We start from the raw sequence: 24694 nt of genomic DNA, 5'->3' as shown, positions 1-24694 counted from the left end.
GCGCGACAGGTCGCGCTGTAGTGTCCGGCAGTAAAGCTATTGCTTCATGCTGCCAACCATCTCTTCCGGCCGCACCCATTCGTCAAACTGCGCTTCGGTCAGGTAGCCGAGCTGCAGCGCCGAGGCTTTCAGCGTCAGCCCCTGTTTGTGCGCCTGCTTGGCAATCTCCGCCGCTTTGTCATAGCCGATATGGGTATTCAGCGCGGTAACCAGCATCAGCGACTCGTTGAGCAGCTGATCAATGCGCTCGCGGTTGGGCTCAATGCCCACCGCGCAATGGTGATTGAAGCTGTCCATGCCGTCGGCCAGCAGCCGTACCGACTGCAGGAAGTTGTGGATCACCATTGGCCGGTAGACGTTGAGTTCGAAGTTACCGGATGCACCGCCCATGTTCACCGCCACGTCATTGCCCATCACCTGGCAGCACAGCATGGTCAGCGCTTCACACTGCGTTGGGTTGACTTTGCCTGGCATGATCGAGCTACCGGGCTCATTTTCCGGAATGCTGATTTCACCGATGCCGCAGCGCGGACCGGATGACAGCCAGCGCACGTCGTTAGCGATTTTCATCAGCGACGCGGCCAGTCCTTTCAGCGCGCCGTGCGCATGCACCAGCGCATCGCAGGTCGCCAGCGCTTCAAACTTGTTGGGCGCAGTGACAAAGGGTTGCTGCGTCAGGTCGGCCAGCGCTTTCGCCACGCGCACCGCATATTCCGGATGGGTATTCAGGCCGGTACCGACCGCCGTGCCGCCCAGCGCCAGCTCGGCGACGTGCGGAATACTGTGTTCGATGTGCTTCAGATTGTGCTCCAGCATGGCAACCCAGCCGGAAATCTCCTGGCCGAGCGTCAGCGGTGTGGCGTCCTGCAGGTGGGTACGACCAATTTTAACGATGTCTTTAAACGCGGCGGACTTTTCGCTCAGGGTATTTTTCAGCACCTCAATTTGCGGAATCAGCTGTTCGCGCAGCGCAATCACCGCGGCAACGTGCATCGCCGTCGGGAACACATCGTTGGAGCTCTGGCTCTTGTTAACATCATCATTCGGATGCACTTTGCGCGACATGCCGCGCTCGCCGCCCAGCAGTTCGCTGGCGCGGTTCGCCAGCACTTCATTCATGTTCATGTTGGTCTGGGTGCCGGAGCCGGTCTGCCAGATGGCCAGCGGGAACTCGTCGCTGTGCTGGTCGCCCAGCACCTCGTCAGCGGCGTCGATAATCGCCCCGGCCCGTTCAGCCGGCAGCAGCCCCAGATCGCGGTTAACCTGGGCGGCGGCGCGCTTGGTCAGCGCCAGCGCGTGCACCAGCGCCACGGGCATCTTCTCGGTGGAGATACGGAAGTGCTCCAGCGAACGCTGCGTTTGTGCGCCCCACAACTTATCTGCCGGAACTTCGATCGGACCCATTGAATCTTTTTCAATGCGGTTGGCTGCCATGACTACGTCTCCTTAGCTCAGATTTTGAGGTTTCCGCCTAAGTCGTCTTCCCGCGACGCCTTAGAGCGAGCAAGATTGTCACATACAAGAAATTAACATTATGCGAGCCCATCGCGTTTATTGCACTTGTTCGTGTATTTTCTATGGCACTTTCTGCTTTAATACGCTTATTTACTTACCGTTATTAAGGGTAAACGATGCAAAAATTGAACAATTCGCTGCAAAATTATGCATGGGGCAGCAAAACCGCGCTGACCGAACTCTACGGCATCGAAAACCCGCAGGGATTGCCGATGGCGGAATTATGGATGGGCGCGCACCCGAAAAGCCCCTCTACCGTTGAAGTGAATGGCGTCACCCGTTCGCTGCGTGACGTGATCAATGACGATCAGGTCGCGACGCTGGGCGCTGCGGTAGCGCAGCGTTTCGGTGAGCTGCCGTTTCTGTTTAAAGTGCTGTGCGCCGATCAGCCGTTATCGATTCAGGTGCATCCCAGTAAAACCGCCGCAGAAGCCGGTTTCGCGCGTGAAAACGCGGCGGGCATTCCGCTCAGCGCCGCCGAGCGCAACTATAAAGATGCTAACCACAAGCCCGAGCTGGTCTATGCCCTGACGCCGTTCCAGGCGATGAACGGCTTTCGCGAACTGCCTGAGATTGTCTCGCTGCTGGAGCCGGTCGCGGGCGCGCATCCGCAGATCGCCCATTTCCTCGAAAACGCCAGCGAAGCCGCGCTGGCTAAACTGTTCGCTACCCTGCTGTCGCTGAAAGACGAGAGCAAAACCCGCGCGCTCGGCGTACTGAAATCCGCGCTGAACGCGCGCGAAGGCGAGCCGTGGCAGACCGTTAAAACCATCGCCAGCGACTATCCGGACGATAATGGCCTGTTCTCACCGCTGCTGCTGAATGTCATCACCCTGCAACCGGGTGAGGCGATGTTCCTGTTCGCCGAAACGCCGCATGCCTATCTGAAAGGCGTGGCGCTGGAAGTGATGGCCAATTCGGATAACGTGCTGCGCGCCGGCCTGACGCCGAAATTCATTGATATTTCGGAACTGCTGGCCAACCTGAAGTTCGAGGCCAAACCGGCGGCGACGCTGCTCACACAGCCGCAGACACAGGGCGACAGCCTCAACTTCCCGATTCCGGTAGAGGATTTTGCCTTCGCCATCCATACGCTTTCGGCCACGCCGCAAACGCTGGCACAGCACAGTGCCGCCCTGCTGTTCTGCATTGAAGGCCAGGCGGTGATTGAAAAGGCCGGACAGCAGCTGGTACTGCAACCGGGCGAATCCTGCTTTGTCGCAGCCAGCGAGTCGCCGGTGAGCGCGGCGGGGACCGGTCGTCTGGCGCGGGTGTACAACGCGCTGACGTGAGGCGGCTGACGCCTGCAGCATTAACTGCTATTATTTCAAACTATTAATTAAAAAACGCCTGCGGGCGTTTTTCTTCACCCGTCGCGCGGCCCAACGGTATGCGCACGCAAGGATAAGGACGACTCAGCGATGAAAAAGACCAAGGTTGCCGTAGGTGTGATTGTGGCGCTCGGCGTAATCTGGACTGGCGCAGCGTGGTTTACCGGTAAACAGCTGGAAAGCCACATGGATGAGATGCTGCAAAATGCCAACAGCCAGATTAACGCGTACGCGCCGAATAGCCGTCTGACGCTCAGCTATCAGGATTACCAGCGTGGCGTATTCAGCAGCAAAACCAAACTGGTGATTCAGGCCAGTTCGCAGACCGAAGACAATCCGTTGCTGAAGCCGGGCCAAAGCATCGTGCTCAACGAAACCATCGACCACGGTCCTTTCCCGTTTGCTCAGCTGAAGCGCGGCAACCTGATCCCCAGTATGGCCTCGGTGCACACCGAACTGGAAAACACCGATGCGGTGAAGAAACTGTTTGAACTGACCCAGGGCAAATCGCTGGTTAATGCCGATACCCGCGTCGGGTACAGCGGCGCGACCGATACCGCGCTGCACCTGCTGCCGGTGGATTACAGCAATGCGCAGACCGGTGATCGCCTCGCCACCAACGGCGGCACGCTCAACGTCAGCGCGGACAGCAAAGGCGACAAAGTCAGTCTGCAGGGCGACTTCTCGAGCATCGCCGTCACCAGCAAAAACCAGCTGCAGCAACCGGTGCTGTTTACCCTTAACGGTCTGAAACTGGGCGGTGACACCCACCTGAGTCCGGAAGGCGTGCGCGTCGGCGACCAGACCATCACGCTGGATAAGCTCGACGCCAGCATCAACGGTCAGGAAGGCCTGACGCTGGAGAAGCTGGACGGGAAGTCCTCGTTCGACAACAAAGACGGCAAGATTGGCGGCCAGATTGATTATCAGGTTGATAGCATCAGCCTGCAAAAACAGCCGTTCGGCAAAGCCAAACTGGCGATGAAATTTGCGCAGTTTGATGCTCAGGCGGTGAAAACCTTCTCTGACCAGTACAATGCGCAGATGCAGGATCTGCTGAACCAGCCTGGCGTGGTGGACGATCCTATCCGCTACCAGGCCAGCGTGCAGACCATCCTGAGAAATAACCTGCCGACCCTGCTGAAAGGTTCGCCGACCGTGAGCGTCGCGCCGCTGAGCTGGAAAAATGACAAGGGCGAGAGCACGTTTAACCTTAACGTCGGTTTCAACGATCCAGCGACCGTCACCGGTGAACCGCAGAGTCTGGGTGCCGCCGTGGATCGCGTGCTGAAAACGCTCGACGGCAAGCTGAGCATCAATATGCCGATGGCGACCGAAGTGATGCGTCACGTCGGGCTGGCGGAAGGTTATCAGGGTGATGATGCGCAGAAGCTGGCCGATCAGCAGGTGAAAGGTCTGGCGGCGATGGGCCAGATGTTCCGTCTGACGCAGCAGCAGGACGATAACATCACCACCAGCCTGCAATACGCTAATGGTCAGGTCACCATGAATGGCGACAAAATGACGCTGGAGCAGTTCCTGTCGCGCTACATGTTAGGCGCGCCAACCAGCGAAGGCATGCCAGAGTAATCCCCGCGGCAGCCCGCTCCGGGCTGCCGTTTTCCCCCGGCAAAAAAATTTCACCCTTTTCTGCATCCGTTCAGCCGCACCGTACGTATATCCCTTTGTGAGCACCCTTCTGCTCCTTCAATGAGGATATATGATGAAAAAGTTAATCAGTTATGCCGTCCTGTCTGCCGCCCTGCTTGGCGCGAACGCTGCGATGGCGGCCATGCACGCCGATTCGGTGATGGTAGGCGGCGCGGCAATGTATCCACAAAAAAACATTATTGAAAACGCCCTGAACTCGAAGGACCACACTACGCTGGTCGCCGCCGTTAAAGCCGCGGGTCTGGTCGATACCTTACAGGGCAAAGGCCCGTTTACGGTGTTTGCGCCGACTAACGCCGCCTTTGCCAAACTGCCTGCCGGCACCGTTGATGCACTTCTCAAACCGGAAAACAAAGCCAAACTCACCAGCGTGCTGACCTACCATGTGGTCGCCGGTAAATATGATATGAAAGCGCTGGAGCAAAAAATTAAACAGGGTGGCGGTAAAGCCGAATTGAAAACGGTGAATGGTCAGCCGCTGTGGATTATGAACAACGGTCCGCACAATATTCAGCTGAAAGATGGTCAGGGTAATGTGGCGAATATCAGCACTTATGATGTTAACCAGAAAAATGGCGTGATTGATGTTATTGATACTGTTTTGATGCCTGAATAACTGTCTATACTCGGTAAGGTTAAATAAACCCGCCAGGAGTATTATGGACGCGTCTCAGGCTGAGCAACAAATAGCCTTAATACAGGCGGTCGCGAAGAGCGATCGCCTGGCTTTTGAACAGCTGTACCGGCTGACTTCCCCGCATCTGTTTGCGGTAGCGCTGCGCATGTTACGCCAGCGGGCGTGGGCGGAAGAGATTCTGCACGAGTGCTATATCACCATCTGGCACAACGCCGCGTCATTTAACAGTGCGCTAAGTTCGCCGCTGACCTGGATGACGCACATTGTGCGTAACCGCTGCATCGACTGGCTGCGCAGCGGCTATGCCAGACAATTTAACACTGACGAAACCTGGCTCGACGAACACAGCAGCGCGCTGGATGACACCCGCATTGATGAGCAGTGCGATCCGCAGGTCGCCCGCTTACACCAGTGTATGAAGCATCTCAGCAGTGAGCAGCGTCAGTCTATCGCGCTGGCCTACTATCAGGGCTTGTCACATGCGGACATCGCCGGATGGCTGCAGCAGCCGGTGGGCTCGGTGAAAAGCTGGATTCGACGCGGGATGGAACATTTACGGGAGTGCGTAGGACTATGAGCGACAAGGTGCAGCGAGACGAAGCCCTGGCTGCAGAATACGCCCTCGGCACCCTGCGCGGCAGCGCACGCCTGCGTTTTCAGCGCCGGCTGCAGGCCGAGCCGGCGCTGGCAGCGCGCGTGGCGCACTGGCAAACGCTGTTAGCCGGACTCGATCTGGCGCAGCCGCCCGTCACGCCGCCGGCAACGCTATGGAAAAAAATCGTGCTTTCCCTGCCACCGCAAACACGCACTGCGCCAAAGCGTCGCACTCTGCCGTGGCTGGCCGCCGCCTGTGTCGCGCTGGGATTAGCGCTGTCGGCATACTGGCTGCGCGAGCCGGCAATGACGCCGCTGGCGGTACTGACCGATGCGCAACACAGTCAGCAATGGGTGGTGAGCGCCAGCCGCCGGCAGGACGTGATCAGTCTGGCGCCGCTGCAGGTCAGCGCGGTCAGGGCGGATCAGAGTCTGGAACTGTGGCTGATTCCGCCTGGCCAGGCGCCCGTTTCACTCGGTCTGGTCACCGGAAGTGCGCCGCAGCAGTATCCGATTGAGAAACAGCAGTCGCTGGTTAAGGCGACGCTGGCGATCAGTCTTGAGCCGCACGGCGGTTCGCCAACCGGACGTCCTACTGGCCCGGTGCTGTACAGTGTGAATTTATAAATTGTCAGGGTCGCGGCAAAAAAGACCACGTTAGCGTGGCATGCTATTCAGACGTGTTACGCCGGGCGGATATTAACGGATAGGGTTAATAAAATAGCCGCGCGTGACTTAATGCAAATTATTAAGTCGTGGAGAATACTATTTCAGCAAACGGAAATAACGATTAATCATTATTTACTTTTTCGCCATGTTTAATGCTGCGGCCGGGCTGATATCGTCAGCATGAAAATTAATTTAACGCATCTTGCGGAAAGAAATATTTTATCGACGATTCATTTTCTTTTTCAGAATTCCCTGCCATGCTTAAAACGCTAAACCATAGTACGCGATATTATCGCGAACAATAAATAATAACGCTCGACACCATTGTGTCTTAAACGACACCGGGGAAACTCACCATGCGATTTCTTAAAAACTTCACCATTCGCCGGGTTGTGCAGTGCATCCTGGTCGCGGCGCTGCTGATTGTGGCGCTGGCCGGGATCTATGGCAGCACGGTGCTGCGCGACATGCATCAGCGCGAACTGCATAACGCCACCCTGACCAGCCAGCTGCTGTTTCTCAATCGCGCCAGTTTAGTGATGGCATCGGGAACCACGGCGGCAAAAGCGGCCGTAGCGGCCGATGCCCCGGTCGATAGCGACTGGGCGCCGCTGCGTACCGCCCTCACCGCATCGCCGGCTGACTTTGCGGTGCCTGCGGCTGAGCGCCTGCAGTTGCTGCAGCGCGACATCGCAGCGAATAACCATGCCGACCAGTCCGATCGCCAGCGTCTGCAAATGGCCTTTGGCATTGCTGCACTGCTGATGCTCGCGCTGCTGCTGTTCTGTGACCGTTTTCTGGTCACGCATCTGGTCAGGCCGCTGGGTTCGCTGCGCGAGCACTTCCGCGGCATCGCCGCTGGCGATCTTACGCGCGAACCACAGGATTTTGGCCGCAACTGCGTGGGTCAGCTGATTCCGCTGGTGCAGCTGATGCAGCAGAGCCTGCTGACCACGGTGCGCGCCGTGCGTGACACCACCGAGGTGCTGCGCAAGGAGTCAGCGGATATTGCCGGCGGCAATGTCGATCTGTCCGATCGCACTACCCGCCAGGCCGCCGCGCTGGAGCAGACTTCCGCCAGCATGGAGCAGCTTAGCGCCACGGTAGAGAAAAATGCCCACAGTGCGGGCGAAGCGCGCGAGCTGGCTGAGGATGCGGCGCGCACCACGCGCGACGGCGAAGCGCTGGTCAAAAGCGTGTCAGCGATGATGGCCGATATCGCCGCCGAAGCCGATAAAATCCGCCAGTTTACCGCCACGGTTAACAGCATCGCGTTTCAGACCAATATTCTGGCATTGAACGCAGCTGTTGAAGCCGCCCGCGCCGGCGAGCAGGGACGCGGCTTTGCCGTGGTGGCAGCTGAAGTGCGCACGCTGGCACAACGCAGCGCCAGCGCCGCGAAGGAGATCGAAGGGCTGATTAATGGCACCGTGACGCGCGTTGGTGAGGGAACGCAGACCGCACAGCGCGCCGGCGCCATCATGGACAGCGCCACGCAAAGCGTTTCTGCCGTCACCTCGCTGATTGGCCAGATTGCGCTGGCGTCAGACGAACAGAGTAAAGGCATTGCCCAGGTGACGCTGGCAGTCAACGATCTTGACCGCGTCACGCAGCAGAATGCTGCACTGGTGAAAGAGATCGCCACCTCTGCCGGCAGCCTGAATGGCCGCACCGAAACGCTCTCTGCGGTCATCAGCCATTTTCGTTTTTCTGACAGCCCACCGCCCGGGGCTCAATCCGGGTTAACAACATCCGGCACCGGCACCGCTGCTGTTGCGGCCAGCCTTGCCAGCCTCTGACCGACGCTGCGTGCAGCACATAACAACACCGCCAGGGAAAGGCCACAATAAGAGAAAAATTTATGAGTCATCAATTATTGCAGCACCTTGTACCGGTTCAAACCGATGTCCGCGACTTGCGTATTGCCGCAGGCATGACACAACTGCTTGCCGCGGAGCGCTTCGACCTCAGCCTGCGCGTCTGGCAGATGAAGGAGTCCACCGCAAAACCCTCCCCGCTCAGTCAGGGAGAATATGAGTTTTTGCTGCTGCTGGCGGGCAAACATCCCTTTCTTGATCTGACGACGAAAGCACGTTAACTCACCTGGCGCTGGCCGTCAGGCCAGCGCCGCTCTGCCCCCAGGGTTGATGAGAAGCGGCTAAACCGGCCGGTCATATATCCACTCGCTTTGGTGCGTTTACGCCTGAGGCCCGATCGGCCTCGCCAGCTAACTGATAAAAAGCGTCCAGGCTGGCGCGAAAGCGCGCCGGATCGTGCTGGTCTTTAATTCTTTGCAGCGCCCGCGCCGAGCGGGTGCTGATCGCCTCGCGCTGCGCCATCATCTGCGTGATGATCTGTTTGAGCTGCGCAATAATTCTGGCCCTGATCACCTGTTTCTCCTGCGCTGAAGCGATAGCGATTTCAAACATATCATTCAACGGACAATCAATAAGCCAGCCGGCCGAAGCCGGGTTTATTTCCGGCAGTGCGCGCACATTGGTGGTAATGACCGGACAGCCGCACGCCTGCATTTCCAGCACTGAAAAGCCGTAGGTATCCTGCCAGGTCGGTAATAATCCCACATCGGTCTGTTCGAGCATTTTCATCAGCCGATCATTTTGCAAAAATGTTTCATGCCTGAAGATTGTCTGCTGATTAATCAGGTCTTCAATCCGCTGATGAAATTGCGCGTCATCCTGCTGCGCGCCGTGCGCGATATTATAGCGATGCTTCAGGTTGCCCGTTAAATTCACCTGCACGCTGTCGGGGTGAATGATGCCTTCTGCCAGCAACTCGCTAAAAGCCAGCACCACTTCCGCCCCACCTTTACGATAAAACTCATTGCCGACAAAGCTGAACGTCAGCTTCGCCTGATTCACCGGCCTGACCCGATCACAGATAATTGCCTGCGGCGGATGCAGCGTATGCAGTTTGGGCAAAATGGCTGCAGCCTGCTGCGGAAACGCCTGTAACAGCTTGATTTGAATCTTTTTCGTCGCGTCGGAAATAGCCAGCAGCGCCGTACACTGCGGTGCCGCGATCAGTTTGAGTTGTTTCTGCAATTGTGGATTATGCAGTTTGGCCATGCCCGGCACCAGCAGCACGCGCGGAATTTCGGTTTCAAATGTCGCCATCCAGCGTTTTTTCGTGCAGGCCACTTCATTAAAAAGATGGATGATTTGTGCATCGTCCGGCACCGAGAACGGTAGCGGCGCGAAAATAAACAACTTATTGGCTTTGCTGATTTTCTGCCTGACGGCGTTACGATAAAACCAGATATTTTTATATTTCAGATTGAGATAATGGTGTAAATCGTTGACGATGATATTTCTCTTTTCCGGATAACCTTTCCCATTTACGATTATTTTCATACGTGCCCCGGCACAGGAAAAATAAGCATAACTGGCAGTATATTCCTCGCCAGTCACAAATCCAGCGAGCAAGTAAACCCTCGCTAAACAATAAGAAAATACACATTTTGTGACAGGTAATAACATCAGCCAGCCTGAATAAAATTCAGGCGCGGCCGGTAAAGAATATTAATCAATACAAAATTCGCGTAATTTATAAAAATGGCTAACGCGTTGATTTTTATTTAACGCTGGCCATATTATGACAATTTCGTGTCAGGATTTGATGCCGAAGTTTAATCTTTATTTTCTGCTGGCCCGCAATGCATAAGCAGAACGATGATCACAGGACGGCTGACAATCGGTAAGCAGCGGTAACAGAAACGCGGCAAGGGATGACCTGACGCCGGGCGGGCGACAGGCTTAGCGGCCCTGCACCAGCTGCGGCGGCACGATTAACGTCTGCACATCGGCCTGTGGCTGCGCCAGGCGCTGTAATATGCGTTCTGCCGCACGCCGCCCGACGATGCGCGCTTCACTGCTGACAAACGTCAACGCCGGATCGTTCAGCTCAGGCTGCGGATCGTCATTGAAGCCGACCAGCGCCAGCTGCTGGGTGTAGTAACTGTCCACGGCATCTTCCCCGAGGGTGCGGCCGCTGCGCAGCGCGCCGAAATAGCAGCCGAGCGTGGTGCTGGCATTGTGCGCCAGGATAGCGGTAATACGCGGATGCTGATGCAGCAGCGCCTGCGTCAGCGCAGAGACACTCTGCTGGCGATCGTCACATTCGATAATCCAGTCCGGACGAAACGGCAAACCGTACTGTAGCAGCGTGGCGCAATAGCCGCCGATACGTTCGGCGCGCGTCAGTGAGGAACCCAGACCGCCCACCCAGGCAATGCGCTGATGCCCCTGTTTGATCAGATACTCGGTGGCCATCCGCGCCGCCTGGCTGTTATCCGGACGCAGCGAATCGACTTTTTCCAGACTGCTGGCGCGCGCGGCGCAGATCAGCGCAATATTTTGCTCCTGCGCCTGCAGCCGCAGCGATTCCGCCTGCGCCACCGCGCCGCCCAGCACAATGCCATCGGCGCCCTGCGCCGCCAGCGAATCAAAACAGCGCTGCAGATGCTGGCCGTGCTGGCCACTCTGCGTCAGCACCAGCACTTTGCCCTGCTGCTCCAGCACCTCGCTCAGTCCCGCCGTCATTGCCGCATAAAAGGGCTGGCTGAGATCGCGCACGATCAGGCCAATCACCCCGCTCTCACCGCCGCGCAGCATGGAGGCTGAGCGGTTACGCACATAGCCGAGTTGCTCAATCGCCTGATTCACCCGCGCGGCGGTGGCGGGTGAAATACGCCCTTTGCCGGACAGCACCAGCGATACCGTGCTGACCGATACGCCAGCGGCCTGCGCGACATCATGGATGGTGATTTTTTGCTGGGACATAGTGTGACGCTATTCGTTGCCGGAAAATTCAAAGAGGTAAAACGTTACACTGATTCACATAAAAATAAAGCCTGATGCTCGTCACGCTTTGTGATTATCACCACAAAAAGCCGTGATAAAACGTTTTATCATCCCCCACCACTTTACCCGCTTGTTACTTTTTAGCCAGGAGAGACTATGCCTCACAGCCAACCCAAAATGTCGCTCTGGGAATTTTTCCAGAGCCTGGGGAAAACCTTCATGCTACCCGTGGCGCTGCTGTCGTTTTGCGGCATCATGTTAGGGATCGGCAGTTCACTCAGCAGCCATGATGTACTGACGTTGATCCCGCTGCTCGACCAGCCGTTCCTGCAATATTTGTTTATCTGGATGGCGAAAATCGGCTCCTTTGCCTTTAGCTATTTGCCGGTGATGTTTGCCATCGCCATCCCGCTGGGCATGGCGCGGGAAAACAAAGGCGTGGCGGCATTTGCCGGCTTCGTCGGCTTTGCGGTGCTCAATCTCAGCGTTAACTTCTGGCTGAACATCAACGGGATTCTGCCGACTACCGATGCGGCGGTGCTGAAAGCCAATAACGTGCAGAACATTCTCGGCATTCAGTCCATCGACACCGGTATTCTCGGCGCGGTGATTGTCGGCATTGTGGTGTTCTGGCTGCACGAGCGTTTTCACAATATTCGCCTGCCGGATGCGCTGGCATTCTTCGGCGGCACGCGCTTTGTGCCGATTATCACTACCGTGGTGATGGGCCTGCTGGGGCTGGTGGTACCGCTGATCTGGCCTTTCTTTGCGCGCGCGATCACCGGTCTTGGCTGGATGATCAACAGCGCGGGCGAATTCGGCCCGATGATCTTCGGCACCGGTGAACGTCTGCTGCTGCCGTTTGGCCTGCAGCATATTCTGGTAGCGATTATTCGCTTTACCGATGCCGGTGGCACCATGGAGGTGTGTGGTCACAGCGTCAGCGGCGCGCTGACCATATTCCAGGCGCAGCTGGCGTGTCCGGAAACTCACGGCTTCGCGGAAAGCGCCACCCGCTTCCTGTCGCAGGGTAAAATGCCGGCATTCCTTGGCGGCCTGCCGGGAGCAGCGCTGGCGATTTATCACTGCGCGCGCCCGGAAAACCGGCACAAAATTAAAGGCCTGCTGATTTCGGGCGTGGTTGCCTGCGTGGTCGGCGGCACTACTGAACCGATCGAATTCCTGTTCCTGTTTGTCGCACCGGTACTGTATCTGATCCACGCGCTGCTGACCGGTCTCGGCTTCACCGTGATGGCAATGCTTGGCGTGACCATTGGTAATACCGACGGTAACGTGATCGACTTCTTCGTGTTTGGCGTGCTGCACGGCCTTTCGACCAAATGGTACTGGGTGCCGGTGATTGCCGCCGTGTGGTTTGTGGGTTACTACGCCATCTTCCGTTTCGCCATCACCCGCTTCAACATCAAAACACCGGGCCGCGAAGCAGAAACCAGCCGCGTTGAGCAGCAGGTCAGCCGCGCCGGCGTGGGCAAATCCGGCTACAACACGCCAGCGATTCTCGCGGCGCTGGGTGGCGTTGACAACATCACCTCGCTGGATAACTGCCTGACGCGCCTGCGCCTGTCGGTGGCCGACATGAGCAAGGTCGACGATGCCGCGCTGAAAGCCAACGGCGCCATCGGCGTGGTGCACCTGAACCAGACCAATCTGCAGGTGGTGATTGGCCCGCAGGTGCAGTCGGTTAAAGATGAAATGGCCCATCTGATGAGCGCGACGGTGTAAACATGCAGGCGTTTAATTTTGATCGGGTGGTGGATCGCCACGGCAGCTGGTGCACGCAGTGGGACTTTGTCGCCGACCGCTTTGGCGTGCCAGATCTGCTACCTTTCACCATCTCGGACATGGATTTCGCCACCGCTCCCTGCATCATTGACGCGTTGCAGCAGCGGCTGAATCACGGCGTGCTGGGCTACAGCCGCTGGCAGCACGAGGATTTCCTCTCCGCCCTGCAGCACTGGATGCGCAGCCGCTTCGAATGCGAGGTTGCGGCGGAATCGCTGGTGTACGGCCCGTCGGTGATCTACATGGTGGCGCAGCTGCTGCGCCACTGGACGCAGCCGGATGATGAAGTGCTGATTCACACGCCCGCCTATGATGCGTTTTACCAGACGATCGCCGGCAACCAGCGCAGGGTGCTGGAACTGCCGTTACAGCGCGCTGGCGAGACATGGCACTGTGATATGGCTCAGCTGGAAACCCTGCTGGCGCGGCCGCGCTGTAAGGTGATGCTGCTGTGCAGCCCGCACAATCCCACCGGCAAAGTGTGGCAGCGCGCGGAGCTGGAGCAGATGGCGGCACTGTGCGCACGCCATGGCGTGAGCGTGATCAGCGATGAAATCCATATGGATATGGTGCTGAGCGCGGCGCGTCACACGCCGTGGTGCAAAGTGGCGCAAAGCCGCTGGGCGCTGTTTACCTCGGCCTCAAAGAGCTTCAATATTCCGGCGCTGACCGGCGCCTGGGGGATGATTCCGGACGCGGACGATCGCCGGGCATGGTTTCACGCGCTGAAGCAGCAGGATGGGCTGTCGTCACCGGCGGTGATGGCGCTGGCTGCTACCATTGCCGCCTACCGTCACGGCGCACCCTGGCTCGACGCGCTGCGCGATTATCTGCGCGCCAACATGCAGCACATTGCGCAACGGCTGAACGCAGCGTTTGCCGGACTCAACTGGCAACCGCCGCAGGCTACTTATCTGGCGTGGATTGACATCGCACCGCTGGCCATTGATGACGTCGCGCTGCAGCAGCGGCTGATCCACCAGCATAAGGTGGCGATCATGCCGGGCAGTACTTACGGCAGTGCCAGCCGCAACTATCTGCGTCTCAATGCTGGCTGCCCGCGCAGCAAGCTGGATGACGGCCTGGACCGGCTGATTGCCGCACTGCAATCGTTCTGAACGGGGGCGGATGCTGATTAATTCAGCATCCGCTGCCCGGTTTGCGCAAATCACTGGCGCGGTTGCGCAAGATGTTTTTATAATGGTCTGCACTTTACGTTAATTCAGCGAGTGCGACATGATTGATGCGAAACTTCCCCTCACCGACCTTCACCGCCACCTCGATGGCAATATCCGCGCCCAGACCATCCTTGATTTAGGTCGCCAGTTCAATCTTGCACTGCCCGCCGATACGCTGGATACGCTGCGTCCGCACGTGCAGGTGACCGCCAACCAGCCGGACCTGGTGAGCTTCCTGCAGAAGCTTGACTGGGGCGTCAAAGTGCTGGGCGATCTCGACGCCTGCCGCCGCATTGCGCTGGAAAACGTCGCTGACGCCGCGCAGGCCGGTATCCATTACGCTGAGCTGCGCTTCTCCCCGGGCTATATGGCAATGAACCATCAGCTGCCGATTGCCGGCGTGGTGGAAGCGGTGATTGATGGCGTGCGCGCGGGCGTACAGCAGTATGGCGTTGATGTGAAGCTGATTGGCATCATGAGCCGCACCTTCGGCGAAGAAGCCTGCCTGCGCGAGCTGGAAGGTCTGCTGGCGCACCGCGACGGCATCACTGCCGTCGATCTGGCCGGTGACGAACTGGGCTTCCCGGGCAGCGAATTCCTCAGCCACTTTAACCGCGCCCGCGATGCCGGATTCCGCATCACCGTACATGCCGGTGAAGCCGCCGGACCGGAGAGCATCTGGCAGGCGATCCGCGAGCTGGGCGCTGAGCGCATCGGTCACGGTGTCAAAGCGATTGAAGACCGCGCGCTGATGGATTTCCTCGCCGAACAGCGCATTGGCGTTGAATCCTGCCTGACGTCGAACATTCAGACCAGCACCGTGGCCTCGCTGGCCAGCCATCCGCTGAAGGCGTTCCTGCAGCACGGCATTCTGGCAACCATCAACACTGACGACCCGGCGGTACAGGGCATTGAGCTGGCGCATGAATATGAGGTCGCTGCACCGCAGGCGGGCCTGAGCGCCGCTGAGATTCGCCAGGCGCAGGAGAACGGTATTGCCATCGCCTTTTTAACCGAGGCAGAGAAAGCCGCGCTGCGCCAGCGCGTGGCGGCATAAGCCATAAAAAAGGAGCGCAGATTGCGCTCCTTGTTGATCGGCTGGCGATAACGCCGTCCGGTTTACTTCAGTGACAGAGTCTGGCGTTTCTCCGCCGACTGCAGGCCAAGCTCAATCAGCTCCATCACCTGAATCGCCTCTTCCGCCGTAACCGGGTTGGCACCGTTACCGGCAATGGCGTCGCGGATCGCCGCATAATAGGCCGGATAGTTCCCCGGCAGCGTCAGCAGCTCTTTCTCCACCATCACCTCGCCTTCGGCCAGCGTCAGCGTGCCGTTGCGCATGTCGTAACCCCAGTCTTCCTGCGGCGGGCGTTCACCGGCTTTCAGACGGTCTTCCTGCGGATCGAGCCCGTACTTGACGTAGCTGCCGCGCGTGCCGTGCACCACAAAACGCGCCGATTCCGCGGCCACCAGCATGCTGGCGTGCAGCACCACGCGCCGGGTGGGATAAGTCAGCACCGCGTGGAAGTAATCGGTGGTTTGCGCGCCCGGACGCAGTTCAGCCATGTCGACGTTGATCGCCACCGGCGGTCCAAACAGCTGCAACGCCTGGTCCAGCACGTGCGGTCCAAGATCGAACCAGATCCCGCTGCCCGGGCCTTTCATTTCGCGCCAGCGCTGACGCACTTCCGGACGGAAGCGATCGAAGTGCGATTCCAGATAGCGTACCTCGCCCAGCGTACCGTCGTTCAGCAGCGTTTTCAGCGTCAGGAAATCGCTGTCCCAGCGGCGGTTATGGAACACCGACAGCAGCAGCCCTTTGGCTTTCGCCAGTTGGTCGAGTTCGCGCGCCTGTGACAGTGTCACGGTAAACGGTTTATCGACCACCACATGCTTGCCGGCATTGAGTGCCGCTTTGGCGAGCGGGAAATGGGTGTCGTTCGGGGTAGGAATTACAATCAGGTGCAGCGTCGGGTCATCCAGCAGCGCCTGCGGATCGGCCACCACCTTTACCGACGGCCAGTCAGCGTGCACTTTACTGGCATCGCTGCTGGAGATCGCCGCCAGCTCAACGTCTGGCGTACCGGCGATCAGCGGCGCATGGAAGGTTTTGCTGGCAAATCCGTAGCCGATCAGGCCGACACGTAGTTTATCGCTCATTCTCATTCCTCTTGTTCGTGACCTGACTGATTTAAGACGAATCAGTCATTAAGAACAAGGCGGAATCACCTGAAAGCTCAGGAGATCGCACTCCGTGCCGGTTGCCAGCTCTCCTGGGCCACCAGCGCGTCGTGCGCATCCTGACTGCGGCGGCGGAAATCGCTCGGACTGACGCCCACCCGCTTGCGGAACACGCGCGAGAAGTAGAGCTGGTCGTCATAGCCGACCTCGCGCCCCACCGAGGCGATCGGTTCCTGAGTGGTTTGCAGCAGCAGCTTGGCGCGGATCACCCGCTGATCTTCGCGCCAGCGCAACAGGTTGATCCCCATCTGCTCGCGGAACAGGTGGGCCAGACGCGACGGCGACAGACAGACGTGGCGCGCCACTTCCTCGATTTTCACCTCGCTGGCCAGATGATTGGTGACGTACTGGCAGGCTTCAATCACGCGCGGATCGCGAATTTGCTGATGGCTGCGCGGATCCTCTTCCACCGCACGCAGCAGCAGACGCTCCAGCAGATTCATCGCCAGCTCCTCGGCAAAGCGACGTCCGGAGTTGTGCGTCTGTTCGATGCTGGCAAACAGACGGTCAAATTCGGCGCGCAGCGCATCCGGCAGCCGCAGCCGGCCAACGCCCTGGTTCTGATCCTGCCACTGCAGCCAGTCGGTCCAGTAGGCGCGCGGACGGAAATAGACCCAGCGATGGTGCCAGCACGGACTGTCCGGCGCGCGGCCATAGTAGTGCGGCGTTTTCGGCTGGAACAGCAGCAGGTCGCCCGGCTCGCAGTCAAACGCTGACGCCCCGTCAAACACCCGTCCCTGACCTTTGATGGTCAGATTGAGGATGTAACCTTTCATACCGTGCGGGCGATCGATAAAAAAATCGAGCTGATCGCCGGCGTTGATTGGCGTCAGGCCGGCCACCAGCCAGGCGTTAAACGGATAGCCCGGCAGTAACGGATTTTGCTGTTCACTCGGCGCTTCGCGGTGGTACATAAGGATCTCCCGGTTCGCGTGACGTTGGGGCGCAGCGTTGCGGCTGCGCCCGCGGGATCAGGCGGTTCTGCCTTTTTGTTTGTAACGGTCAAAGATCACCGCCGCTAACAGTATCAAACCGCGCACCACATACTGTGAGAATGGCGAGATATTCAATAAATTCATCGCATTCTCGACGGTACCCAGAATCAGTACCCCGGCGACCACGTAGGAGATCTTGCCAATACCGCCCTTCAGCGACACGCCGCCCAGCACGCAGGCGGAGATGACGATCAGCTCATAGCCGAGCGAGGTCATCGGCTGACCGCTGGTCATGCGTGAAGCCAGGATAATGCCGGCCGCCGCTGATACCAGCCCGGAAAGGATAAAGATGATGATGCGCGTGCGCACCACCGGCACCCCGGCCAGCCGCGCCGCTTCCTCGTTGCCACCAATCGCCAGCGTGTTGCGGCCAAAGGTGGTTTTGTTCAGCAGGAAACCGAACACGATCATGGTGGCGATGGTCAGCCAGATCGGTGCCGGCACGCCCAGCCAGTTGGCGTAGCCGAGGGTGAAAAAGCGCTCATCCTCAATCCCCACCGCTTTACCGTCGGAGAAGATATAGGCCAGGCCGCGCACAATCTGCATGGTCGCCAGCGTGGTGATCAGCGCGTTAATTTTGAGACGCGCAATCACGAAGCCGTTAACGAAGCCGGTGGCCATACCGAGCAGCAGGCCGGCGGCGACGCCGATCCACAGGCTTTCGGTCATGTTGATCACCACGGCGGTGACGACGCCAGCGCAGGCAATCACCGACGCCACCGACAGGTCGAAATCGCCGGAGGCGAGGCAGAACAGCATGCCGCACGCCACCATGCCGGACATCGACATCGCCAGGCCCAGCCCTTTCATGTTGATAAAGGTGCCAAAATTAGGCACGAAGATGGCGCAGACGATAAACAGCAGCGCAAACACCACCAGCATGCCGAAGTTGTCCCAGATGCGCCCGAGCTGCAGGCCACTGCGCTGCACCGGTGGCGTATTGGACGTGGTAGATGAAGCCATTTTTACTCTCCTTTACCTCAGGCCACGGCGGCCGCTTGAGTGGTTTTCGGCATGGCCAGGCTCAGCGTCAGCTGCTCCGTGGCGGCGTCGTGGGGCAGTTCACCGGCAATCTCACCTTCGCGCATCACCACGATGCGGTCGGCCAGTCCCATCACTTCGGGCAGATCGCTGGAGGCAAACAGCACCGCGATCCCTTTGTTCGCCAGCTGATAAATCAGGTTATAGATTTCATGTTTGGCGCCGACATCAATGCCGCGCGTCGGTTCGTCGAGCAGGATCACGTTCATCTCCTCCGACAGCCAGCGGCCCAGAATTGCCTTCTGCTGGTTGCCACCGGACAGATTCATGATCAGCTGATGCGCACCCGGCGTTTTGATGTTCAGCGAGCGAATGTGGTGGTCCGCGTTTTTCGCTTCCCAGCCCGGCTTGATCAGACAGCCGGCACTCAGGTTGTGGCGGCGCGCGCTGATATTGATGTTCTCGCGCACCGAGTGCACCGGGATGATGCCTTCGGCTTTGCGATCTTCCGGGCACAGCATGATGCCGGCGCGGATGGCATCAATCGGTTCGCGGATGTTGAGCTGCTTACCGTCCAGCGTGACCGTGCCCGCGCGCAGGCGGGTGGCACCAAACAGCCCTTTCATCAGTTCGCTGCGGCCGGCACCGACCAGTCCAAACAGACCGACAATTTCTCCGGCGCGCACCGTCAGCGATATCGGCATCCGCACGCCTTTCGCTTCCACCTTGTCCAGCTGCAGACGCACGGGGCCCAGCTCACGTGGCGCGTAGCCATAGATATCTCCGAGGTTGCGTCCGACCATCGCCTCCACCAGATCGTCATGGTGGGTATTGGCCATATCCGTGAAGGTGCGCACGTAGCGCCCATCCTTAAACACCGTAATGGCATCGCTCAGCGCGAAAATTTCTTCCATGCGATGCGACACATACAGCACCACCCGGCCCTGCTCGCGCAGCTGGCGAATCACGCGGAACAGATGCTCAATTTCGCGCGCCGACAGCGAACTGGTCGGCTCATCAAAGGCGATGATGCGCGCGTTGCGCGCCAGCGCTTTGGCGATTTCGACCATCTGCCACTGACCGAGCGACAGGTATTTCAGCGGCATGTCGGGATCGATATCCATGCCAAGATTTTTCAGCTGCAGACCGGCTTCGTAGCGCAGCAGCTTGCGGTTAACCAGCCCGCGCTTGTGCGGCAGCTGGCCAAGATAGATGTTCTCCGCCACGCTCATTTCCGGTACCAGATGCAGCTCCTGGTAAATGATCGCTACACCGGCATCCAGCGCATCAACGGTATTGCTGAAGCTTTTCGCTGTGCCTTTGATGCGGATTTCGCCGCCGCTGGGTTGATAGCTGCCGCTGAGGATTTTCAACAGCGTGGATTTGCCCGCGCCGTTTTCTCCCATCAGCGCGTGCACTTCCCCGGCGCGGCACTGAAAAGAGATATCCTGCAGCGCTTTCACGCCAGGGAAGGTTTTGCTGATGCCATGAAATGACAGAAATGCTGGATCCGTGTTCATGGGAACTCCTGAGCCTCCATATTTCGCACCGTAGCGGCGTTGGCTGCACACATTTACCCCGGTCACTGACTTCAGTAAGCTCCCGGGGATAAACGTGCCTGCCGCCTTGCTACAGCACGAACTATGCCGGCTGCCTGTTAATTAACATCACATTGAGGACGGCTTATAACCGACTTACATCAGCCCTTTCTTCGCCAGCTCGGTTTTGAAATTGTCGCGGGTGATCAGCACCACGTCGGTCACTTCGGTGAATTTCGCTGGCTCCTGCCCTTTGGTCACCCAGTTATAGAGCATTTCGCTGCTCTTATAGCCGTGCACATCCGGGCTCGGCAGCAGGGAACCGTAGAAGCCGGTTGGCGCGCCCTTCGACAGCTCGCTTACCGCATCCACCCCGTTGATGCCGATACCGATCACGTCCGGTGCCTTGAAGCCCTGGCCTTCGGTGGCGCGCACGCCGCCCAGCACGGTGTTATCGTTCATGCCGACAATCAGCCAGTGCTTCACTTCCGGATGCTGCACCAGCAGCGAGTTACCGGCGTCAAACGCGCCCGGGATATCGTTGGATTTGGTCGGCACCTGATAAATCTGTTTCTCCGGGAAGCCGGCCGCTTTCAGCGCGGCCATCGAGCCACCGGTGCGGCGGCGCGCTGTGTCCAGTTCGTTAGCGGTAATCGCCATCACGGCGGTTTGCTTCACATCCCAGCCGCGTTTCTGCATCTCTTTGTACAGCTCCTGACCCTGACGCTCGCCGATTTTGGTCGCCGCCATCATCACCAGCGGCACGGTATCCATTGGCTTACCTTTGGCGGTGACAAACTGGTCATCCACGGCAATCACTTTCAGGTCATAGCTGCGTGCTTTGGCAACGATGGCCGAGCCCAGCTTGGGATCCGGGGTACAGATGACAAAGCCTTTGGCGCCGCTCGCCGCCAGGCTATCGATAGCGTTCAGGGTTTTTTCACCGTCCGGCACGGCAATTTTGATCACTTCAAAGCCGAGATCTTTGCCGGCCTTATCGGCGAATTTCCACTCGGTCTGGAACCAGGGTTCCTCCGGCTGTTTGACGAGAAAACCGAGCTTCATGGTCTCGGCGATAGCGGATTGTGACATAAGCGCGGCGAGGCCTGCGGCCGCCAGTGCTTTAGTGAATTTATGCATGATGCTCTCCGGCACAATGGTGTTTTATCGCTGTTATCAACGAATCGGTGTAAACGCTACCAATCAGATTTCACGTTCGGGTACAGCGCAAAATCAGCGCGTTAGCTCAAAGGTTGTACAAAGGCTGTGCAAACGCTGGGCTAGTTGTAGCGGGAAAAGCGCGGAAAAATGTAGAGCGGTATCACATCCCAAAACGATGACTAAATCCTCCATATATTCAGCAAAATTAACCGGACATTAACTTTTGCTGTCGATCACACAACCCCGCCGATGACAGAAAAGTGCATATTCTCAGCCGCTGATGACTAACCGCCGCCCGCGCCCCATTCCAGGATAGAGCGAGACAACTCACACAGGAGAATCCCGATGAGCGCGGGTGCCATAACAATTGGGCTGGATTTCGGCAGTGACTCGGTACGGGCGCTGGCCGTGGAGTGCCACAGCGGTAAAGAGCTGGAAAAGGCGGTGGTCAACTATCCGCGCTGGGCAAAGGGTGAATTCTGCGATGCACACGCAAACCGCTTTCGTCATCATCCTCAGGATTATATTGATGCGCTGGAACAAGCCATCGTCAGCGTGGTGCAGGCGTTAAGTCCGGGGCAGCGCGCCGCGGTGGTGGGTATTGGCGTCGATTCTACCGGCTCGACGCCGGCCCCCATCGATCGCGACGGCAACGTCCTCGCGCTGCGTCCGGAATTCGCCAGCAATCCCAACGCCATGTTTGTGCTGTGGAAAGATCATACCGCCATAGAAGAAGCCGAAGAGATCAACCGCCTGTGCCGCAGCGGCCAGTTCACCGACTATACCCGCTACATCGGCGGCGTTTACTCCTCCGAATGGTTCTGGGCCAAAATTTTGCACGTGTCGCGTGCCGATGCCGCGGTGCGAGAGGCGGCGGTTTCGTGGGTAGAGCTGTGCGACTGGGTGCCCGCGCTGCTGAGCGGCACCACCGCACCGGCCGAACTGCGGCGCGGACGCTGCGCCGCCGGGCACAAATCATTGTGGCATCCGGAGTGGCAGGGTTTACCGCCGGCGGCGTTCTTTCGCGCGCTCGATCCCATGCTGGTGGAACAGCTCGATTCGCCGCTGTTCAGCGATACCTTTACCGCCGATGTGCCGGTCGGCACGCTGTCGGGCGAATGGGCGCAGCGCCTCGGTCTGTCAGAACAGGTGGTGCTGTCCGGTGGCGCCTTTGACTGCCACATGGGCGCGGTTGGCGCGGGCGCACAGCCGTACACGCTGGTGAAAGTCATCGGCACCTCGACCTGCGACATCCTGATCGCCGACAGCGAACAGGTGGGCGATCGCGCGATCAAAGGCATCTGCGGTCAGGTCGACGGCAGCGTAATGCCGGGCGCCATCGGCTGTGAAGCCGGACAATCGGCGTTCGGCGACATCTATGCCTGGTTCAGTCGCCTGCTCGGCTGGCCTTTGCAGCAGGCGGCGCAGCGCCATCCTGAATTACAGCCGCAGCTGGCCGCGCTGCAGCAGGATCTGATCCGCCAGCTGACCGACGCCTGGGCGGCAAATCCGCAACTCGATCACCTGCCGGTGGTGCTGGACTGGTTTAACGGTCGCCGCACGCCGGACGCCAACCAGCGCCTGAAAGGCGTGATTACCGACCTCAACCTCGGCACCGATGCGCCGGCGCTGTTCGGCGGCCTGATTGCCGCCACCGCCTTTGGCGCGCGCGCCATCATGGAGTGCTTCGAGCAGCAGCAGATTCCGGTGCAGAACATCCTGACGCTCGGTGGCATTGCGCGCAAATCCCCTGCCATCATGCAGGCCTGCTGCGATGTGATGAACCGGCCGCTGGATATTGTCGCTTCCGATGAGTGCTGCGCGCTGGGCGCGGCAATTTTTGCCGCCGTTGCCGCCGGCGTTTACCCCGATGTGCCGGCGGCGCAGCAGGTGATGGCCAGTCCGATTGCCGTCACGCTGCAGCCGGACAGCCAGCGCGTGGCGGCTTATCAGCAGCTTTATCAACGTTATCAACACTGGTGCCAGGCGGCTGAACCGCAGTACGCCGCGCGCGCCGCATCCGCTAAGTAAAGGAGCGATGAATGGAACAGAAAGTCTGGTTTGTGATTGGTACACAGCATCTCTACGGAGCGGAAACCCTGCGCCAGGTTGAGCAGCATGCGCGCCAGGTGATGGACGGCCTCAACCAGGCCGGTACGCTGCCGGTGCCGCTTGAGCTGAAGCCGCTGGTGAAATCACCGGATGAAGCGCTGGCGCTGTGCCGCGAGGCCAATCACGACAGCCAGTGCGTCGGTATCATTACCTGGCTGCATACCTTTTCGCCGGCAAAAATGTGGATTGGCGGACTGAGTATTTTGCATAAGCCGCTGCTGCAGTTTCACACCCAGTTCAATGCGGAAATTCCGTGGGACAGCATGGACATGGACTTCATGAACCTGAACCAGACCGCGCACGGCGGCCGTGAGTTCGGCTTCATTGGCGCGCGCATGGGTCTGCAGCACAGCGTGGTGACCGGTCACTGGCAGGATAAAACCAGCCAGCAGCGTATTGCGCGCTGGATCAATGCCGCCCTGGCGAAGCAGGCCAGCCAGCAGCTGAAAGTGGCGCGCTTCGGTGACAATATGCGCGAAGTGGCGGTCACCGAAGGCGATAAAGTGGCAGCGCAGATTCAGTTTGGCTATGCGGTTAACGGCTGGGGCGTCGGCGATCTGGTTGAGGTGGTGAACAGCGTCAGCGACGGTGATGTCAACGCGCTGGTCGACGAATATGAGAGCCAGTATCTGTTCAGCGCGGCGGCGTCTGTAAACGGCGACAAGCGGCAGAATGTGCTGGATGCCGCACGCATCGAACTGGGCCTGAAGCGCTTCCTCGATAGCGAAGGCTGTAAAGCCTTTACCACCAATTTCCAGACGCTGCACGGTATGACCCAGTTGCCCGGTCTGGCGGTTCAGCGCCTGATGGCTCAGGGCTACGGTTTCGCTGGTGAAGGCGACTGGAAAACCGCCGCGCTGCTGCACATCCTGAAAGTGCAGGCCGGCACGCGCGCCGGCGGCACCTCGTTTATGGAGGATTACACCTACCACTTCGCGCCGGGCAACGAGCTGGTACTGGGCTCGCACATGCTGGAAGTGTGCCCGTCGATCGCCAAAGAGGAGAAGCCGCTGATTGATGTGCAGTTCCTCGGCATTGGCGGTAAAGCCGATCCGGCGCGTCTGATTTTCTCGACGCCGGCGGGTCGCGCGGTGAACGCCAGCGTCATCGACATGGGCGATCGCTTCCGTCTGCTGGTCAACGTGGTCGATACCATTGAACAGCCGCAGGCGCTGCCGAAGCTGCCGGTGGCACGTGCGCTGTGGCGCGCGCAGCCGTCGCTGGCCACCGCTTCTGAAGCGTGGATCCTGGCGGGCGGCGCACACCATACGGTGTTCAGCCAGGCGCTGGATGTAGAGGATATGTACCTGTACGGCGAACTGCACGGCATTGAAGTGCTGGTGATTGATGACAAGACGCGCCTGCCGGCCTTCAAAGATGCGCTGCGCTGGAACGATGCGTACTACCGCCTGAAACGTTAATAGCCTGAAATGTTGAAGCAAGCCGCG

Annotated in this window: 20 protein-coding genes; 12 read left to right on the top strand and 8 right to left on the bottom strand. The window is 58.8% G+C overall.

Annotation, left to right across the window (positions count from 1 at the left end):
* Positions 1 to 36: 36 nt before the first annotated feature.
* Complete coding sequence (fumC, locus tag F3J41_RS04795) at positions 37 to 1434, bottom strand: class II fumarate hydratase (protein WP_166710079.1); 1398 nt, start codon at positions 1432 to 1434, stop codon at positions 37 to 39.
* A gap of 197 nt (positions 1435 to 1631) precedes the next feature.
* On the opposite strand from fumC, the gene manA reads away from it, so the two are divergent.
* The 7 genes from manA to F3J41_RS04760 all read left to right on the top strand — a co-directional run bounded on the left by manA (position 1632) and on the right by F3J41_RS04760 (position 8515).
* The gene (manA, locus tag F3J41_RS04790; RefSeq protein WP_166710077.1) at positions 1632 to 2807 is read left to right on the top strand and encodes a mannose-6-phosphate isomerase; all 1176 of its coding nucleotides are present in this window, start codon (positions 1632 to 1634) and stop codon (positions 2805 to 2807) included.
* A gap of 129 nt (positions 2808 to 2936) precedes the next feature.
* A complete protein-coding gene (locus F3J41_RS04785) occupies positions 2937 to 4436 on the top strand; it encodes a YdgA family protein (protein WP_166710075.1) in 1500 nt (499 codons plus the stop codon).
* 133 nt (positions 4437 to 4569) lie between these two features.
* Entirely contained in the window at positions 4570 to 5133 is a 564-nt protein-coding gene (locus F3J41_RS04780) for a fasciclin domain-containing protein (protein WP_125309706.1), read from the top strand.
* 43 nt (positions 5134 to 5176) lie between these two features.
* Complete coding sequence (locus F3J41_RS04775; RefSeq protein WP_166710073.1) at positions 5177 to 5731, top strand: sigma-70 family RNA polymerase sigma factor; 555 nt, start codon at positions 5177 to 5179, stop codon at positions 5729 to 5731.
* A complete protein-coding gene (locus F3J41_RS04770; RefSeq protein WP_166710071.1) occupies positions 5728 to 6375 on the top strand; it encodes an anti-sigma factor domain-containing protein in 648 nt (215 codons plus the stop codon). The genes F3J41_RS04775 and F3J41_RS04770 overlap by 4 nt, the downstream gene beginning before the upstream one ends.
* A 398-nt stretch (positions 6376 to 6773) precedes the next feature.
* Entirely contained in the window at positions 6774 to 8216 is a 1443-nt protein-coding gene (locus tag F3J41_RS04765) for a methyl-accepting chemotaxis protein (protein WP_247656242.1), read from the top strand.
* Positions 8217 to 8278: 62 nt separating this feature from the next.
* Complete coding sequence (locus tag F3J41_RS04760; protein WP_058769724.1) at positions 8279 to 8515, top strand: hypothetical protein; 237 nt, start codon at positions 8279 to 8281, stop codon at positions 8513 to 8515.
* 73 nt (positions 8516 to 8588) lie between these two features.
* Here F3J41_RS04760 and F3J41_RS04755 read toward each other — a convergent pair whose 3' ends face one another.
* Together F3J41_RS04755 and malI are read right to left on the bottom strand one after the other, a co-directional pair.
* Positions 8589 to 9914, bottom strand: coding sequence for a glycosyltransferase (locus tag F3J41_RS04755; protein WP_247656241.1), 1326 nt, complete (start codon positions 9912 to 9914; stop codon positions 8589 to 8591).
* Positions 9915 to 10190: 276 nt separating this feature from the next.
* The gene (malI, locus tag F3J41_RS04750; RefSeq protein ID WP_031279152.1) at positions 10191 to 11216 is read right to left on the bottom strand and encodes a Mal regulon transcriptional regulator MalI; all 1026 of its coding nucleotides are present in this window, start codon (positions 11214 to 11216) and stop codon (positions 10191 to 10193) included.
* A gap of 177 nt (positions 11217 to 11393) precedes the next feature.
* On the opposite strand from malI, the gene malX reads away from it, so the two are divergent.
* From malX to add, 3 genes are all read left to right on the top strand, one after another.
* Complete coding sequence (malX, locus tag F3J41_RS04745) at positions 11394 to 12980, top strand: maltose/glucose-specific PTS transporter subunit IIBC (protein ID WP_031279154.1); 1587 nt, start codon at positions 11394 to 11396, stop codon at positions 12978 to 12980.
* Positions 12981 to 12982: 2 nt separating this feature from the next.
* Positions 12983 to 14158 (top strand): MalY/PatB family protein, encoded by a 1176-nt coding sequence (locus F3J41_RS04740; RefSeq protein WP_166710069.1) that lies wholly within the window; start codon positions 12983 to 12985, stop codon positions 14156 to 14158.
* A 118-nt stretch (positions 14159 to 14276) separates the two neighbouring features.
* Positions 14277 to 15275 (top strand): adenosine deaminase, encoded by a 999-nt coding sequence (gene add, locus F3J41_RS04735; protein WP_058758464.1) that lies wholly within the window; start codon positions 14277 to 14279, stop codon positions 15273 to 15275.
* A gap of 62 nt (positions 15276 to 15337) precedes the next feature.
* Here add and F3J41_RS04730 read toward each other — a convergent pair whose 3' ends face one another.
* The 5 genes from F3J41_RS04730 to F3J41_RS04710 form a co-directional block, all read right to left on the bottom strand.
* Positions 15338 to 16378, bottom strand: coding sequence for an oxidoreductase (locus F3J41_RS04730; RefSeq protein ID WP_059011078.1), 1041 nt, complete (start codon positions 16376 to 16378; stop codon positions 15338 to 15340).
* A gap of 77 nt (positions 16379 to 16455) precedes the next feature.
* A complete protein-coding gene (gene araC, locus F3J41_RS04725) occupies positions 16456 to 17373 on the bottom strand; it encodes an arabinose operon transcriptional regulator AraC (RefSeq protein ID WP_021506176.1) in 918 nt (305 codons plus the stop codon).
* Positions 17374 to 17430: 57 nt separating this feature from the next.
* Positions 17431 to 18417 (bottom strand): L-arabinose ABC transporter permease AraH, encoded by a 987-nt coding sequence (gene araH, locus F3J41_RS04720; protein ID WP_059011077.1) that lies wholly within the window; start codon positions 18415 to 18417, stop codon positions 17431 to 17433.
* 17 nt (positions 18418 to 18434) lie between these two features.
* Positions 18435 to 19955 carry an L-arabinose ABC transporter ATP-binding protein AraG gene (araG, locus tag F3J41_RS04715; protein WP_058758463.1) on the bottom strand — a complete coding sequence of 507 codons (1521 nt, stop codon included), beginning with the start codon at positions 19953 to 19955 and terminating at the stop codon, positions 18435 to 18437.
* Between the two features lie 174 nt (positions 19956 to 20129).
* A complete protein-coding gene (locus tag F3J41_RS04710; protein ID WP_021506179.1) occupies positions 20130 to 21113 on the bottom strand; it encodes an arabinose ABC transporter substrate-binding protein in 984 nt (327 codons plus the stop codon).
* Positions 21114 to 21479: 366 nt separating this feature from the next.
* Between F3J41_RS04710 and F3J41_RS04705 the strand changes: the two genes are divergently transcribed.
* Together F3J41_RS04705 and araA are read left to right on the top strand one after the other, a co-directional pair.
* Complete coding sequence (locus tag F3J41_RS04705) at positions 21480 to 23165, top strand: ribulokinase (protein WP_166710067.1); 1686 nt, start codon at positions 21480 to 21482, stop codon at positions 23163 to 23165.
* Between the two features lie 11 nt (positions 23166 to 23176).
* Positions 23177 to 24667: an L-arabinose isomerase gene (gene araA, locus F3J41_RS04700; RefSeq protein WP_166710065.1), complete on the top strand. Its 1491-nt coding sequence runs from the start codon at positions 23177 to 23179 to the stop codon at positions 24665 to 24667.
* Positions 24668 to 24694: the final 27 nt, after the last annotated feature.

Source organism: Pantoea sp. Ap-870 (assembly GCF_011752515.1).
In the GTDB taxonomy this organism is placed as follows: domain Bacteria; phylum Pseudomonadota; class Gammaproteobacteria; order Enterobacterales; family Enterobacteriaceae; genus Pantoea; species Pantoea dispersa.
Note: the sequence above shows the minus strand (reverse complement) of the source record. Positions and strands in the feature narration are given on the sequence as shown.